The following is a 14,646-nucleotide window of genomic DNA, read 5'->3' as shown; positions in this document are numbered from 1 at the left end:
AACATTCATTATATATTAGCTAAAGAACAAAAACTTTAGCTCACAAATAAAATACTACAAAAATAAAAAGGCAATAGAGCAAGACTCTACCACCTTAAAGATTATATCATATATCATTGTGCTTTTCTTGCTAAAAAGGTTCCAGCCAGTAAAAAAGTTGGAATGGATGCCATTCCTATTACTAATAACCAATCCCTGCCCGAAATCGGTACGGTATGAAAGATTGTTTGTAAAGGCTGCACATACATGACGGCTACCATCAATAATAGGGAGGATATCACCGCCCCCACTAGATAAAGGTTACCGAATGGATTTCTCGAGAAGATCGAACGTTCACTTCGGCAATCGAATACATGTATAAGCTGAGCCAGGACCAAGGTAACGAACGCAATCGTTTGTGCATAAGCAAGGTTATCCGGATTTGCACGATATACAACATAAAATGCAATCAATGTAGAAACCCCGATCAGAAAACCACGTGAGATGATCTTCCAGCCAAGCCCTCTTCCAAAAACACCTTCATTAGCATTTCTTGGATTTCTTTTCATTACATCTTCTTCTGCGGAATCCAGGCCCAATGCCATCGCAGGCAGTCCGTCAGTTACAAGGTTCACGAATAAGATCTGGATTGGTATCAAAGGTAATGGCAAGGCACATAGCATCGCAAAAAACATGACCAAAATCTCCCCAACATTGGATGCTAGCAGATAACGGATGAACTTCCTGATATTTTCATAAATATTCCTGCCTTCATTTATGGCTGATTTAATTGTGGCAAAATTATCGTCAACCAATATCAAGGAAGAAGCTTCCTTAGCGACATCAGTCCCCGTGATGCCCATGGATATACCAATATCGGCTGATTTTATCGCAGGGGCATCATTGACACCATCCCCTGTCATCGCAACAACATGCCCTTTATTTTGCAAGGCTTTTACGATTTTTAACTTATGTTCCGGGGAAACGCGGGCAAATACCGAAACACTTTCAACAACTTCCTCAAGTTCCCCGACTTCCATGTCCGCCAATTGCCGTCCTTCAAGTACACGGTCTTTTCCTTTTAAAATTCCGAGGTCTTTAGCAATTGCCTTTGCGGTTATAACATGGTCGCCTGTAATCATGACAGTTTTGATCCCGGCATCCCGGCATTCCTTAACTGCCTGCTTCACCTCCGGACGCGGGGGATCGATCATGCCCTGCAGTCCCATGAAGGTCAAATTGCGCTCTGCTTCGGTTTCATGCAGCAAAATCGTTCCTTTTGAAAGAGGTTTATAACCCACAGCAATCATTCTAAGTGCCTGCGATGCAAGCCCATTCATGTCCTGTTGCACCCTTTCCTTACTCTCCCGATTTAATATTTCCGACCTTCCTTCCCAAAGAATCGTGTCGGACTGGGCGATCAATACGTCCGGGGCACCTTTTACGATAACGAAATGATTATCTTTATCATCCTTCACTATGACACTCATCATTTTGCGGCTAGAGTCAAATGGAAACTCCTTCACTATCGTAAACCTCTTAGATAGGTGTTCCCTCGTCAATCCCGCTTTCATTGCCGCGACCAACATCGCCCCTTCTGTCGGATCACCGTCTAAAATATATTGTTTACCATTCTCCTTTAACTCAGCTTTATTACAGAGCATGCCGAATGTAATTATTTGAAGCAAGGCATTATGGTTTTTCGGGGCAACTGAAACTCCTTCTAAAGAAAACTCTCCGACCGGATTGTAACCAGAACCACCGACATCCCAAGTTTTCCCCCCACTCCAAACCTTCGTCACCGTCATTTTGTTTTGTGTCAGTGTACCTGTCTTATCTGAGCAAATCACCGTTGCACAGCCAAGCGTTTCTACGGCAGGAAGTTTACGGACAATCGCTTTTTGTTTGATCATACGCTGAACACCTAAAGACAAGGCTACGGTCACAATGGCCGGCAGGCCTTCCGGAATCGCCGCAACTGCCAAAGATACCCCGGCTAAAAACATCGTATAAAGGTCATGTCCTTGAATGACACCAGTCAGGACCACGATTACAGTTAATATTAAAGCCGTGACGATCAAAATTTTTCCCAGCTGCTCCAACCTCCGTTGAAGCGGTGTTTCTTTTGTTTCTGCGGTCTGCAGGAGATCCGCAATCTTCCCCATCGCCGTATTCATTCCTGTAGCGATTACGATTCCGACTCCATTCCCTCTTGTCACCATCGTTCCCATAAACGCCATATTTTCCTGATCACCGATACCTTCAACCTCATTCATCAATGGATCAGAACATTTAACGGCCGGGAGTGACTCGCCGGTAAGTGCCGACTCTTCTATTTCAAGGCTTGAATGGTCGATGATCCGTAAATCGGCACCAATACGGTCACCGCTCGAAAACTTCAGGATATCCCCTACAACAACTTCTCTCGATGGGATTTTCAGCCACTGGCCATCTCGAAGCACGTTAACTTGAGGTGCAGCCATTTCCTTTAAGGCATCCAAGGATTTTTCTGCCTTCCGTTCTTGAAAAAAACCAAGTAATCCATTCAAAAAAACAATCGCCATGATGGCAATCGCATCGATATATTCACCCAATATCCCGGAGACCAATGTCGCGGCAAGTAAAACAATGACCATGAAATCTTTGAATTGGGCGAAAAATAAAAGAATGGCTGACTGTTTTTCTCCTTCCTTCAATTCGTTAAAACCATTCTTTCGCAGCCTGTCCTTTACTTCATCATCGTCCAAACCGTGTGTAACGTTTGTTTGAAGCGCTTTCTCCATTTCTTGATTATTCATTTCCCTAAACTCCATCAAGTATCACACATCCCTTTGAATAGAATGAAATAGGCTCCTGTATACATCTCAACAGGCGCTTTTTGCTTTACTCACCCAACACCTGCCTGCTTACCGATACATAAAACAACCTGCTCTTCTTCCATGATTATTCAGACTCGTCCAAAATAATGCTATAATTAAACAGAATTGCGGAAAGAAGAACGATCCGGTTAATTTTTTGAATGAACGAACTGTAATCATGATGAATGGACCAATTTTGAAAAAATATCAGGAAATAAAAAAAGAATCCATTCACTGAACTGCAACTCCTGCTTTCAACCAGTTCGCTAAAAATTGTGATTAACTAAAATGGGCAGCCCCGATCAATTTATAACGCCCGGCAAAAATGAGTTCTTAGAAAATCTTATGTAAAGGAAGTAAAAATAGAATGTCATTTGATGGATTATTTACGAAGGCGATGACGGAAGAAATCGCTTCTTTATTAAAAGGTGGACGAATCAATAAGGTACATCAGCCTTATAAAAATGAAGTAATACTGGTTGTTCGTGCTGGAGGTAAGAACCATAAGCTCTTATTATCAGCCCACCCAAGTTATTCGAGGGTTCAAATGACCGAAGAAAGTTATGAAAATCCCAAAGAGGCACCCATGTTCTGCATGCTTCTTAGGAAGCACCTCGAAGGTTATACGATAGAAAATATTTATCAATATGAACTTGATAGGATGATCATTTTTGAAGTGAAGGGCCGCAATGAGCTTGGCGATGTCTCTCAAAAGCAGTTAATCATCGAAATCATGGGGCGACATAGCAACATTGTTTTAGTCGATAAAGAACGAAATATGATTTTGGACAGCATTAAGCATGTTTCACATGCCGTTAACAGTTATCGGGCGATATTGCCCGGCCAGGAATATAATGCTCCACCCGCACAAGAAAAGAATGACCCCTTCGAGGCTACCGAGGACGATATCAGGAAGAACATAGACTTCAATGCAGGAAAGCTGGATCGACAGCTTGTTGCCCATTTTTCAGGAGTTTCACCATTAGTTGCAAAGGAAGCCGTCTACCGGGCTGGACTTGCCAACAGCACGACCCTTCCAACAGCTTTTTTAAAAATTATCCAAGAAATCTCGGAACAGAAATATGTTGCCACGATCAAACAAGATGGAAATAAAGAAGTTTTTTATATGCTTTCACTAGAGCATCTGACTGGGAATCAACGTACGTTTTCTTCATTGAGCGAAATGCTCGACCGCTATTACTTCGGGAAGGCAGAAAGAGATCGGGTTAAGCAAAAGAGCCAGGATGTAGAACGTTTCATTACTAATGAAATCGAAAAGAACTCAAAGAAAATCGGGAAGCTTGAACGTACATTAAAAGATACGGAACGCGGAGAACAATATCAGTTGTTCGGTGAGCTGCTTACAGCTAATCTATATCAGATGAAAAAAGGCATGAAGGAAATAGAAGTCGTCAATTATTATGATGAAGAACAAAGTGTGGTCACCATCCCGCTTGACCCATTAAAAAACCCATCAGATAATGCACAAAAATACTTTTCCAGATACCAAAAGTCCAAAAATGCAGTCGGAGTCGTCCAAGAACAAATCGATAAAACAAAATTGGAATTGGCCTACTTTGAAGCCTTGCATCAGCAGCTCCAATCAGCGTCACCCAGAGATATAGAGGAGATTCGCGAAGAACTTCAGGAAGAAGGATACATTAGGCAAAAAAAGAAAAAAGGCATGAAAAAGCCTGCAAATGCAAAACCGCAGCTTGAAACATATTATGCTACAGACGGAGATCTCATTTTTGTCGGGAAGAATAATAAACAAAATGATTATTTAACGAATAAGTTTGCACGCCGTGATGAAATATGGCTTCATACGAAAGATATACCCGGCTCACATGTTGTGATTCGAAATGAATCGCCAAGTGAAAAAACGATAAAAGAGGCAGCCGTATTAGCAGCTTTCTTCAGTAAAGCAAAGCAATCGAGTTCAGTGCCCGTTGATTTCACACAAGTTCGCCATGTTAAGAAACCGAACGGTTCCAAGCCCGGGTTCGTGATCTATGACCATCAGCAGACCATTTATATTACACCGGATGCCGATACTGTCATACGCTTAAAGGAAGCGGAGAAGGAGTAAAAAAATAGAGGCGGCCCAATCGTGCGTGATTGGGCCGCCTCTATTTTCATGCTGAAATCCAAGCTGTATCAGCCGGATTCTCCCGCCATTTTTTTAGCTTTTCCAATTCCTCTGCGGTGATGTACCCTTTTTCATTAGCGACTTTTATCAAAGTCGAGTAGTCACTCAACGAATGGTTAATAATGCCCTCAGCTTCGAATTTTTCTTTTCCCTTTTCCAATTCGTAAGTAAAGATCGAAACGACTCCAAGAACATCACAGCCTGCCTCTTTCAGCGCGTTAACAGCAGTAATAACACTTCCGCCGGTTGAAATCAAGTCTTCCACAACCACCACTTTTTGTCCTGGAACTGCGCGGCCTTCGATTTGATTGCCCTTTCCGTGCTCCTTGGCTTTGGATCGAACATAGCACATCGGTGCATTTAATTTTTCACTCACCCAAGCAGCATGCGGAATGCCTGCAGTTGCTGTGCCTGCAATCAGTTCAGCCTCAGGGAAATGCTGTTCAATCAAACCTTTCAATCCTTCCGCAATTTCATTGCGAACCTCTGGGTATGAAAGGGTTAACCGGTTGTCACAATAAATGGGTGATTGAATTCCAGATGCCCAAGTAAAGGGGTCATTCGGCTGTAGGTACACTGCTTTTATTTCCAATAGATGTTCAGCTATCTTATTATTTAACATGATATGCCCTCCCAAGCTGCTTTCATTTCCAAATACGCCCTTAATGGATCTGCCGCCCCCGTTATGGCTCTCCCAACAACGATGGCATCCGCTCCAAAATCCCTAGCCTGTTCAGGCGTGGCAATCCTCTTTTGATCATGCGTCTGTCCACCTGCACTTCGGATTCCAGGTGTGACGGTTAAGAATTCATGACCGATGCGTTCATGTATGTTCTTTACTTCATGGGTGGAACAGACGACGCCATCCAATCCTGCCTGTCTAGTAAGTTTTGCATAATGGAGGACCGAATCTTCCAGAGATCCGGCAATGTTTTGCTCAGCATTCATTTGTTCTTGTGACGTGCTCGTCAGTTGGGTAACCCCTATGCATAACGGACGTTTTTTACCAGCGGACGTTCCCTTATCCAGACCTTCCATTGCTGCTTCCATCATCTTTTGTCCACCCGCCGCATGTACATTGACCATGTCAGCGCCTAAAGTTGCCAATCCTGTCATGGCCATTTTAACGGTATTTGGAATATCATGAAGCTTCAAGTCCAAAAACACATCGTGGCCTTGCTCCTTTACGAAAGAAACTATTGATGGACCATTCTGATAAAATAATTCCATCCCCACTTTTACAGCCAATTTTTCCGAATGGAACTGTTTTAGGAATGTCTCCGTTTGAAGGAGGTCAGGGAAGTCAAGAGCGATTATTAGTGACTGTTTCATTTTGCTTCCAGCTCCTTCCGATACATTCTGAAATATGGTCAAATCCCAGCTCATCCAATAATTTCGGTAATTCTTCGATGATGGTCGGGCATACAAACGGATCCACGAAGTTCGCGGTTCCCACCGCAACAGCACTGGCACCCGCATAGAAAAATTCAATGACGTCTTCCGCCGTGGCGATGCCGCCCATTCCGATTATTGGAATGGACACTTGCTGGCTAACCTCATAAATCATCCGGAGCGCTACAGGTTTTATTGCAGGCCCAGATAATCCACCCGTTCTGTTAGAAAGGATCGGTTTGCCCGTTTTTAAATCCAATCGCATGCCGACTAATGTATTAATCATTGTCAACCCGTCGGCCCCGCCATCTTCAACTGCTTTGGCCATTTCCACAATATTACTGACATTCGGTGAAAGCTTCACATAAACAGGGACTGAAGATACTTCCTTTACCGCCTTGGTTACCTCTTTGGCAACTTCCGGTACCGTACCGAAAGCAATGCCTCCTTCTTTTACATTCGGACAAGAGATATTCAATTCAAGTGCTTTCACATTCCCCACCTTGCTTATTTCCTTGGCAACCTTTACATAGTCATCTATTTGCGAACCTGCAACGTTGGCGATGATGGGAACATCAAACTTACCTAACCAGTCAAGTTCTTCACTGATGACCTTTTCTAAACCTGGATTTTGCAGACCGATGGCGTTCAGCATTCCCGAAGAGGTTTCCGCAACACGCGGAGTCGGGTTGCCGAACCTCGGCTCAGGAGTGGTCGCTTTGATCATGATCGCCCCAAGAATATCCAAGTCGAAAAATTGACTGTATTCACGGCCGAATCCAAAGCATCCAGATGCTGGCATGACCGGGTTTTTCAAATGTAATCCTGGTAATTCAACTGAAAGCCTGCTCATAATACCACCTCTCCTGCCCGGAATACGGGTCCATCACTGCAAACCTTTTTATAACTGAAACCAGTTGGATCATCCCCTGTATGACACACGCAAGCAAAGCATGCACCGATGCCGCATCCCATCCTTTCCTCAAGGGACAGGAAAAGCTTCTTCTCACGATAGCCCGCTTCCAAGGCTCTTAACATTGGTGTAGGCCCGCATGAAAAGATCGTTGCAAACTCTTGCTCCAGATTGTCTATTACAGTCGTGACAAATCCTTTTGTCCCGTATGAACCATCCACCGTGGCAATATAGGTATCACCTAATTCACTGAATTCTTTTTCGTAAAAAATGGCTGACTTGGTCTGGAAGCCCAATACATGGATTACCGTAACACCTTTCGCAACCAACATTTGTGATAATTGATACAGGGGCGGGACACCAATCCCGCCGCCAACCAATAATGCCGTTTCGCCCTGTTTAGCCTCATGAACGGGAAATCCGTTGCCAAGGGGTCCAAGGATATCGACCGCTTCCGCCTCTTTACGCTGTGATAACAGCGTCGTTCCTTTACCTTCAGCCCGGTATATCATCGTGAACTGTTTTTCACTGCTGTTGTAAGAAGAAATCGAAATCGGGCGTCTTAACAATGGCTCAGTGCCTTCTGTTGTCTTGACTTGGACAAACTGGCCTGGTTGATTCATCTCTGAAACCAATTCACCTTGCAGGGTAAGTTCAAAGATGGATGGGGCCAGTTCCTTATGATTTAACACCTTCATTCTTTCCTTCTTGATCATATATAGCTCACCTCACGACTTTTTTCCGTTTTTCCCATTGCTTCTGCCGAGAAGGTCATGGATTCTATCACTCTTAAAATGGCTTCTGCCGTATCAAGTGATGTTAGGCATGTCACTCCATTTTCAACCGATTCACGTCGGATTCTGAAACCATCCCGGGCCGGCTGCTTACCTTTTGTCAAAGTATTTATGACAAATTGCGCTTCCCCGTTCCGGATGACATCCAGCAGGTTTGTACCTTCTTCGCCAATTTTTCCGACGATCGCAGTCGGGATCCCGGATTGCTCCAATAGGGCAGCAGTTCCGCTGGTGGCTATCAGCTTGAAGCCGATATTATGGAAACGCCTTGCTAAAAGAAGCGCTTCTTGCTTATCTTTATCCGATATCGTCAATAACACCGAACCATGTCCCTTGATCTTGAAACCGGAAGCGACCAACCCTTTATATAAAGCTTTTTCAAGGGTGCTATCTTTCCCCATTACCTCACCGGTCGATTTCATTTCAGGTCCGAGTGAGATGTCCACACCTCTTAATTTTGCAAAAGAGAAGACCGGCACTTTCACATAGACCCCAGTTTGTTCTGGCACTAACCCCGATTTGTAACCTTGGCTTTCAAGCGTGTGGCCCAAGATGACCTTCGTGGCTAGGTTAGCCATCGGCACATTCGTAATTTTACTTAAGAATGGAACGGTTCGGCTTGAACGTGGATTTACCTCAATCACATACACTTCTTCATTGCTGATGACATATTGAATGTTCAAGAGACCAATTATATTCAAGCCTTTTGCCAATCGGGTCGTATAATCGATGATTACTTCTTTTTGTTTTTCCGTTAAGTTTTGCGGCGGATAAACTGCAATTGAATCACCTGAATGGACGCCAGCGCGTTCGATATGCTCCATGATTCCAGGGATCACGACCGTTTCACCATCGGAAATACCATCTACTTCGATTTCCTTACCCGTTAAGTAGCGGTCTATCAGGACAGGATGATCCGGATTTATTTTCACGGCATTTTTCATGTAATGCAGTAATTCTTCTTGTTTATAAACGATTTCCATCGCTCTGCCTCCGAGAACATACGATGGCCTTACTAAAACCGGGTAACCAATATCTTCAGCGATGACGATCGCTTCATCAACCGATGTTGCGGTTTTACCCTTTGGCTGAGGAATGCCTAAATCCTTAAGCGCTCTTTCGAATTTATTGCGATTTTCCGCCCTATCCAGGTCTTCAAGTGAAGTACCAAGGATCTTCACTCCTCTTTCAACAAGACCATCTGCAAGGTTGATTGCCGTCTGTCCGCCAAACTGGACGATGACCCCTTCCGGTTTTTCCAAATCGATGACATGCATGACATCTTCAATAGTCAATGGTTCGAAATAAAGTTTGTCGGAGATACTGAAATCCGTCGAAACCGTTTCGGGATTGTTGTTGATGATGATCGCTTCATATCCCGCTTCCTTAATGGCCCATACCGAGTGTACGGTCGCATAATCAAACTCTACTCCTTGCCCGATCCGAATTGGGCCTGATCCCAGGACAATGACACTTTTCTTGTCAGTAACGATGGATTCATTCTCATCTTCGTATGTCCCATAAAAATACGGTGTTTCCGATTCGAATTCGGCAGCACATGTATCAACCATTTTGTAAACAGGGATGATTCCTTGCTGTTTCCGGAATTCATAGACATCAATTTCGGGAACTCCCCATATTTCTGCGATCGTTTTGTCAGAAAACCCTAGTTCTTTAGCCTTTTGCAATACTTCACAATCAAAAGAATGTTCTTTTAGCTGCTTTTCAAAGTCGATTATCTTTTTCAACTTATGCAAGAAGAATAAATCGATCTGGCTCCATTCGTGGATGGTTTCGATCGTTTTTCCCCTTCTTAACGCTTCACCGATATAGAATAACCGTTCATCTCCCGCTTTTCGGATCCGTTTCTCTATCTTTCCATCCTCAAACTCGTCATTCAAATTAAGATGGTATATACCCGCTTCAAGGGAACGGACAGCTTTTAAAATTGATTCCTCAAATGTACGGCCGATTGCCATGACTTCTCCGGTCGCCTTCATTTGGGTACCGAGCCTACGGTTGGCGCTTTCGAACTTATCGAAAGGCCAGCGCGGAATTTTCGTAACGACATAGTCCAGTGCCGGTTCAAAGCTGGCATAGGTTTTCCCAGTGACAGGGTTCATCATTTCATCGAGCGTCAAACCAACGGCTATCTTTGCTGCAAGCTTTGCAATTGGATATCCAGTCGCTTTTGAAGCAAGTGCCGATGAACGGCTGACCCTTGGGTTCACTTCAATGACATAATATTGATAGCTGTTCGGATCTAGCGCAAGCTGAACATTACATCCACCTTCAATTTTCAGGGCACGGATAATCTTCAGAGACGTATTACGAAGCATTTGGTACTCTCTGTCACTTAATGTTTGGCTTGGTGCGGCCACTATTGAATCGCCTGTATGGACACCGACAGGGTCGAAGTTTTCCATATTACAAACGACTATTGCATTATCATTGGAATCACGCATCACTTCATATTCCACTTCTTTGAAACCGGCAATGCTCTTCTCAAGCAGACATTGGTGAACCGGGCTGCTTTTCAGGCCACCCTCAACAATCTCGATCAGCTGCTCTTCGTTATCGCAAATCCCACCGCCTGTTCCGCCAAGCGTGAAGGCAGGACGAACAATGACCGGATAGCCGACTCGTTCAACGAATGTATAAGCCTCTTCCAAGTTATGAATAATGTCGCTGTCAGGCACTGGTTCCCCAAGATCGTTCATTAGCGTACGGAAAAGGTCACGGTCTTCCGCTTGTTGGATTGCCGATAGTTTTGTCCCAAGAATCTGGACATTGCATTCTTCCAGGATTCCTGATTCGGCAAGCTCAACGGCCATGTTCAAGCCAGTCTGTCCGCCCAAGGTAGGTAACAGTGCATCCGGGCGCTCTTTACGAATGATTTTGCTGACAAATTCCAATGTGATCGGTTCGATATAAACCGCGTCAGCCATTTCAGTGTCTGTCATGATTGTCGCAGGATTAGAGTTAATCAGGATCACTCGATAGCCTTCTTCTTTTAAGGCTATACACGCTTGGGTTCCTGCATAATCGAACTCGGCGGCCTGTCCGATGACGATCGGACCGGAACCGATTACTAGGATGCTTTTTATATCAGTGCGTTTTGGCATGTTTTTTCCCCCTTGTTGGTTGCAGCTTCAATCATTTGTAAGAATTCATTGAATAAGTAGTTGGCATCTTCTGGACCTGGTGATGCTTCCGGGTGATATTGTACGGTGAACGCTGGATACTTTTTATGGCGCAGACCTTCAATCGTATCGTCATTCAATGCTGTATGCGTCACAATAAGATCTGTACTTTCTATGGAAAGCTCTTCAACTGTATATCCATGATTTTGAGATGTGATGGATACCTTTCCGGTACGAAGGTCCCTAACCGGATGATTCGAACCTCGATGACCGAATTTCAATTTTGCCGTATCCGCCCCGTTTGCAAGTGCGAATAATTGATGTCCTAAACAGATTCCGAATAATGGCACTTGCGTTTGGATTGAACGGATCATTTCAAGCGTCTCATGAACACTTTTCGGATCTCCAGGACCGTTTGAAAGCATCACGCCATCCGGATGATATTGCATCACTTCTTCGGCCGTGACGTTATAAGGCACAACCACGACATCACAGCCGCGCTTCGTCAACTCACGTAAAATCCCATGCTTCATACCATAGTCTACAAGGACTACCCGCGGGCCTCTGCCCGGACTGGAATAAGGTGCTTTTGTTGAAACCTGTTTCACTTGATTAGAAGGTATCACCGTTGCTTTCAACTGGGAAACCACTTCATTTGCATCTTTGTTGATATTGCAGAGCGCCCCTTTAAGTGCACCTGATTTCCTGATGATTCTTGTCAGCTTTCTCGTATCGATTCCGCTTATTCCAGGTATGTTCTTCATTTTCAGATATTCATCAAGCGATAATTGGTTTCGCCAGTTGGAAGGAAGTTCTGCCGTTTCCTTAACGACGAATCCTGCTATCGCTGGATTGATGGATTCAAAGTCATCACGGTTTATCCCGTAGTTCCCGATTAATGGGTACGTAAGTGTAACGATTTGACCGCAATACGATGGATCGGATAGAATCTCCTGGTATCCCGTCATCCCCGTGTTAAAAACGACCTCACCGATTTTTTCTACGTCCCCACCGAATGCTTCCCCATGGAATACTGTCCCGTCTTCTAAAATTAGCTGTCTTTTCATCCTTGAACACGTCCTTTTTCCCAAGCTATTTTTCCTTCCGCAATCGTCATGACTGGCCAGCCATAACATTTCTTTTCATTAAAAGGTGTATTTTTACCTTTTGAAGCAAACTCTTCAGCATTAATTTCTTTTTCCGTTTCCAAATCGATGAGCACGATATCCGCAGCAGCACCTTCTTTTAACTCTCCATAAGGAAGGGAGAAACTTTCAGATGGTTTGATTGTCATGAAATCGATCAATTGCTTTAAAGTAATGACGCCCGTTTTAACCAATTCGGTGTAAAGTAGCGGGAAGGCCGTTTCCAACCCTACGATTCCGAAAGGGGCCAGCTGCATTCCCTGCGCTTTTTCTTCAGCCGCATGCGGGGCATGGTCTGTTGCTATAAAATCGATGGTTCCGTCAAGCAGTCCTTCTATCAATGCATCCCGATCTTCACGGCCCCTTAATGGCGGGTTCATTTTATAATTCGTATCAAGTCCCGGTATATCATCTTCACACAATAATAAGTGATGCGGTGTAACTTCGGCTGTGACGCGGATACCGGCGCGTTTGGCATCCCTTACCGTCCTTACCGATTCCTTCGTGGAAATGTGGCAAACGTGATAATGGCAATCCGCCGCTTCAGCAAGGAGGATATCCCGGGCAATATGTACAGCTTCACATACGGACGGAATTCCATTGATTCCCTGTTCTTTCGAGAATCTTCCTTCATGGACGGAGCCTTTATTGATTAAGCTATTGTCTTCACAATGAGCAACTATGGCCATTTCTTGAGCGGCTGCCCGTTTCATCGCTTCCAGCATCATCCCTGCTTCTTGAATCCCCACACCATCGTCCGTAAAGGCGAAAGCACCCGTTTGTTTTAATGAAGAAAAGTCGGTCAGCTCCTTGCCTGCTTCCCTAATCGTGATGGATGCATATGGGAGTACCCTGACATGAGCCGTTTCTTCAATTTTCCTGTTTAGCGCTTCAAGGTTTTCCACTGTATCGGGAACTGGCCTTGTATTAGGCATCGCCGCTACCGTTGTGAAACCGCCTCTTGCCGCTGCAAGCGTTCCGCTTGCGATTGTTTCTTTATGTTCACCGCCCGGTTCGCGTAAATGGACATGCAGGTCAACAAGTCCTGGTGTAATAAGCAACCCTTCAGCGTCAACTACTTTACAATTTTCCGTCGCCAAGTTCTCGCCGATTTTTGTGATGACCTTGCCTTCCATTTCAATGTCCGCTTTTATGAATGAGTTTTGATTATCTAGCAATACTCCATTTTTGATTACTGTTTTCATGGATGTTTCCCCCTTCGGATTGTTCAAGCACATTTTTTAATACGGCCATTCTAATGAACACGCCATTTTCCATTTGTTTAAAAATTCTTGAGCGGCTGCATTCGACTAAATCACTGTCTATTTCAACACCGCGGTTTATTGGTGCAGGATGCATGATGATCGCATCCGGTTTCATATTTTTTTCACGTTGTTTGGTCAGGCCGAATCTTTTTAGATAATCTCCATTTGCCTGATCGTATTTTTCAATATGCCTTTCATGCTGTATTCTGAGCAGCATGACCACATCCGATGTAGCTACCGCATGGTCGATGTCTTCATACCTTCCTAAACTGTTTGTTCTGTCAAACCATTCAGGCGGACCCGAAAATACGACATTCGCTCCTAAGCGGGTCAATGCTTCTGCATTCGATTTCGCAACCCGACTATGCCTCACATCACCGATTATCGCAATCTTCAGACCTTTGAAACTTTTAAACTCTTGTTTTATCGTCAATAAGTCCAGTAATGATTGGGTTGGGTGATTTCCGCAGCCATCCCCTGCATTGATTATTGGAATCCCGATTTTCTCATTCAATTCGTCAAAATAATTATCCTGTTCATGTCGGATGATCAAGGCATTTACGCCTATCGCTTCTAACGTTTTAACTGTGTCATATAAGGTTTCGCCTTTTAACACGGATGATGTACCCGCATCAAAAGGAATCACCTCGAGTCCCAATTTTCTTTCAGCCATTTCAAAGCTTGATTTTGTACGTGTGCTTGGTTCAAAGAAGAGATTGGCAACGGTTGTCAACTGCTTTGGAATCCAGCTAGTTCCGTTGGCGAAACACTCTGCCTCATGTAAAATCCTTTCAATTTCACTTAATGTCAATTCATTCATGGTCAATAATTTTTTCATCGATCCTGCTCCTTTCACATTTGTGATGCAGGGCATAAAAAAACACCCCGCCAATAAGGACAGGGTGTAGGTCATAAAGATTGGGAGGGCACGGAATGGTTAACACTTTATCCCGTTTCTCATTCATCTTTACAGCAACACCCTTTTAAGCCTCTCTGGACTTCTTTTAA

General features: G+C 44.1%; 10 protein-coding genes. 1 reads left to right on the top strand and 9 read right to left on the bottom strand.

Annotated features, from left to right (window positions below; translation table 11 throughout):
* Positions 1-113: 113 nt before the first annotated feature.
* Complete coding sequence (locus ACIQ0C_RS09510) at positions 114-2,792, bottom strand: calcium-translocating P-type ATPase, SERCA-type (RefSeq protein ID WP_403059447.1); 2,679 nt, start codon at positions 2,790-2,792, stop codon at positions 114-116.
* A 412-nt stretch (positions 2,793-3,204) separates the two neighbouring features.
* Between ACIQ0C_RS09510 and ACIQ0C_RS09505 the strand changes: the two genes are divergently transcribed.
* The gene (locus ACIQ0C_RS09505; RefSeq protein ID WP_403059241.1) at positions 3,205-4,926 is read left to right on the top strand and encodes an Rqc2 family fibronectin-binding protein; all 1,722 of its coding nucleotides are present in this window, start codon (positions 3,205-3,207) and stop codon (positions 4,924-4,926) included.
* A gap of 46 nt (positions 4,927-4,972) precedes the next feature.
* On the opposite strand, the gene pyrE is transcribed toward ACIQ0C_RS09505, so the two are convergent.
* The 8 genes from pyrE to ACIQ0C_RS09465 are packed head-to-tail and all read right to left on the bottom strand — an operon-like array spanning position 4,973 to position 14,476.
* Positions 4,973-5,608 carry an orotate phosphoribosyltransferase gene (gene pyrE, locus ACIQ0C_RS09500; RefSeq protein ID WP_402839632.1) on the bottom strand — a complete coding sequence of 212 codons (636 nt, stop codon included), beginning with the start codon at positions 5,606-5,608 and terminating at the stop codon, positions 4,973-4,975.
* Positions 5,602-6,318 carry an orotidine-5'-phosphate decarboxylase gene (gene pyrF, locus ACIQ0C_RS09495; RefSeq protein WP_402839635.1) on the bottom strand — a complete coding sequence of 239 codons (717 nt, stop codon included), beginning with the start codon at positions 6,316-6,318 and terminating at the stop codon, positions 5,602-5,604. The genes pyrE and pyrF overlap by 7 nt, the downstream gene beginning before the upstream one ends.
* The gene (locus ACIQ0C_RS09490) at positions 6,290-7,231 is read right to left on the bottom strand and encodes a dihydroorotate dehydrogenase (protein ID WP_403059239.1); all 942 of its coding nucleotides are present in this window, start codon (positions 7,229-7,231) and stop codon (positions 6,290-6,292) included. The genes pyrF and ACIQ0C_RS09490 overlap by 29 nt, the downstream gene beginning before the upstream one ends.
* Complete coding sequence (locus ACIQ0C_RS09485) at positions 7,228-8,007, bottom strand: dihydroorotate dehydrogenase electron transfer subunit (protein WP_048684621.1); 780 nt, start codon at positions 8,005-8,007, stop codon at positions 7,228-7,230. Before ACIQ0C_RS09485 ends, ACIQ0C_RS09490 begins: the two co-directional genes overlap by 4 nt.
* Complete coding sequence (gene carB, locus ACIQ0C_RS09480) at positions 8,004-11,210, bottom strand: carbamoyl-phosphate synthase large subunit (RefSeq protein WP_403059236.1); 3,207 nt, start codon at positions 11,208-11,210, stop codon at positions 8,004-8,006. The genes ACIQ0C_RS09485 and carB overlap by 4 nt, the downstream gene beginning before the upstream one ends.
* Positions 11,189-12,295, bottom strand: a complete 1,107-nt coding sequence (locus ACIQ0C_RS09475) for a carbamoyl phosphate synthase small subunit (protein WP_402839647.1) — start codon at positions 12,293-12,295, stop codon at positions 11,189-11,191. The genes carB and ACIQ0C_RS09475 overlap by 22 nt, the downstream gene beginning before the upstream one ends.
* Complete coding sequence (locus ACIQ0C_RS09470; RefSeq protein ID WP_403059234.1) at positions 12,292-13,578, bottom strand: dihydroorotase; 1,287 nt, start codon at positions 13,576-13,578, stop codon at positions 12,292-12,294. The genes ACIQ0C_RS09475 and ACIQ0C_RS09470 overlap by 4 nt, the downstream gene beginning before the upstream one ends.
* Positions 13,541-14,476, bottom strand: a complete 936-nt coding sequence (locus ACIQ0C_RS09465; RefSeq protein ID WP_403059232.1) for an aspartate carbamoyltransferase catalytic subunit — start codon at positions 14,474-14,476, stop codon at positions 13,541-13,543. Before ACIQ0C_RS09465 ends, ACIQ0C_RS09470 begins: the two co-directional genes overlap by 38 nt.
* Positions 14,477-14,646 lie beyond the last annotated feature (170 nt).

The sequence above is a fragment of the Peribacillus sp. NPDC096448 genome (genome assembly GCF_044762675.1).
GTDB classification, from domain to species: Bacteria; Bacillota; Bacilli; order Bacillales; family DSM-1321; genus Peribacillus; species Peribacillus frigoritolerans_B.
The sequence above is the reverse complement of the archived record's forward strand: the minus strand, read 5'-3'. Positions and strand labels throughout refer to the sequence as shown.

Bases quoted from the DNA above. Each gene is read 5' to 3' on its own strand.
- ACIQ0C_RS09510 (WP_403059447.1), bottom strand. From the start codon at position 2,792: ATGGAGTTTAGGGAAATGAATAATCAAGAAATGGAGAAAGCGCTTCAA.
- ACIQ0C_RS09505 (WP_403059241.1), top strand. From the start codon at position 3,205: ATGTCATTTGATGGATTATTTACGAAGGCGATGACGGAAGAAATCGCT.
- pyrE (WP_402839632.1), bottom strand. From the start codon at position 5,608: ATGTTAAATAATAAGATAGCTGAACATCTATTGGAAATAAAAGCAGTG.
- pyrF (WP_402839635.1), bottom strand. From the start codon at position 6,318: ATGAAACAGTCACTAATAATCGCTCTTGACTTCCCTGACCTCCTTCAA.
- ACIQ0C_RS09490 (WP_403059239.1), bottom strand. From the start codon at position 7,231: ATGAGCAGGCTTTCAGTTGAATTACCAGGATTACATTTGAAAAACCCG.
- ACIQ0C_RS09485 (WP_048684621.1), bottom strand. From the start codon at position 8,007: ATGATCAAGAAGGAAAGAATGAAGGTGTTAAATCATAAGGAACTGGCC.
- carB (WP_403059236.1), bottom strand. From the start codon at position 11,210: ATGCCAAAACGCACTGATATAAAAAGCATCCTAGTAATCGGTTCCGGT.
- ACIQ0C_RS09475 (WP_402839647.1), bottom strand. From the start codon at position 12,295: ATGAAAAGACAGCTAATTTTAGAAGACGGGACAGTATTCCATGGGGAA.
- ACIQ0C_RS09470 (WP_403059234.1), bottom strand. From the start codon at position 13,578: ATGAAAACAGTAATCAAAAATGGAGTATTGCTAGATAATCAAAACTCA.
- ACIQ0C_RS09465 (WP_403059232.1), bottom strand. From the start codon at position 14,476: ATGAAAAAATTATTGACCATGAATGAATTGACATTAAGTGAAATTGAA.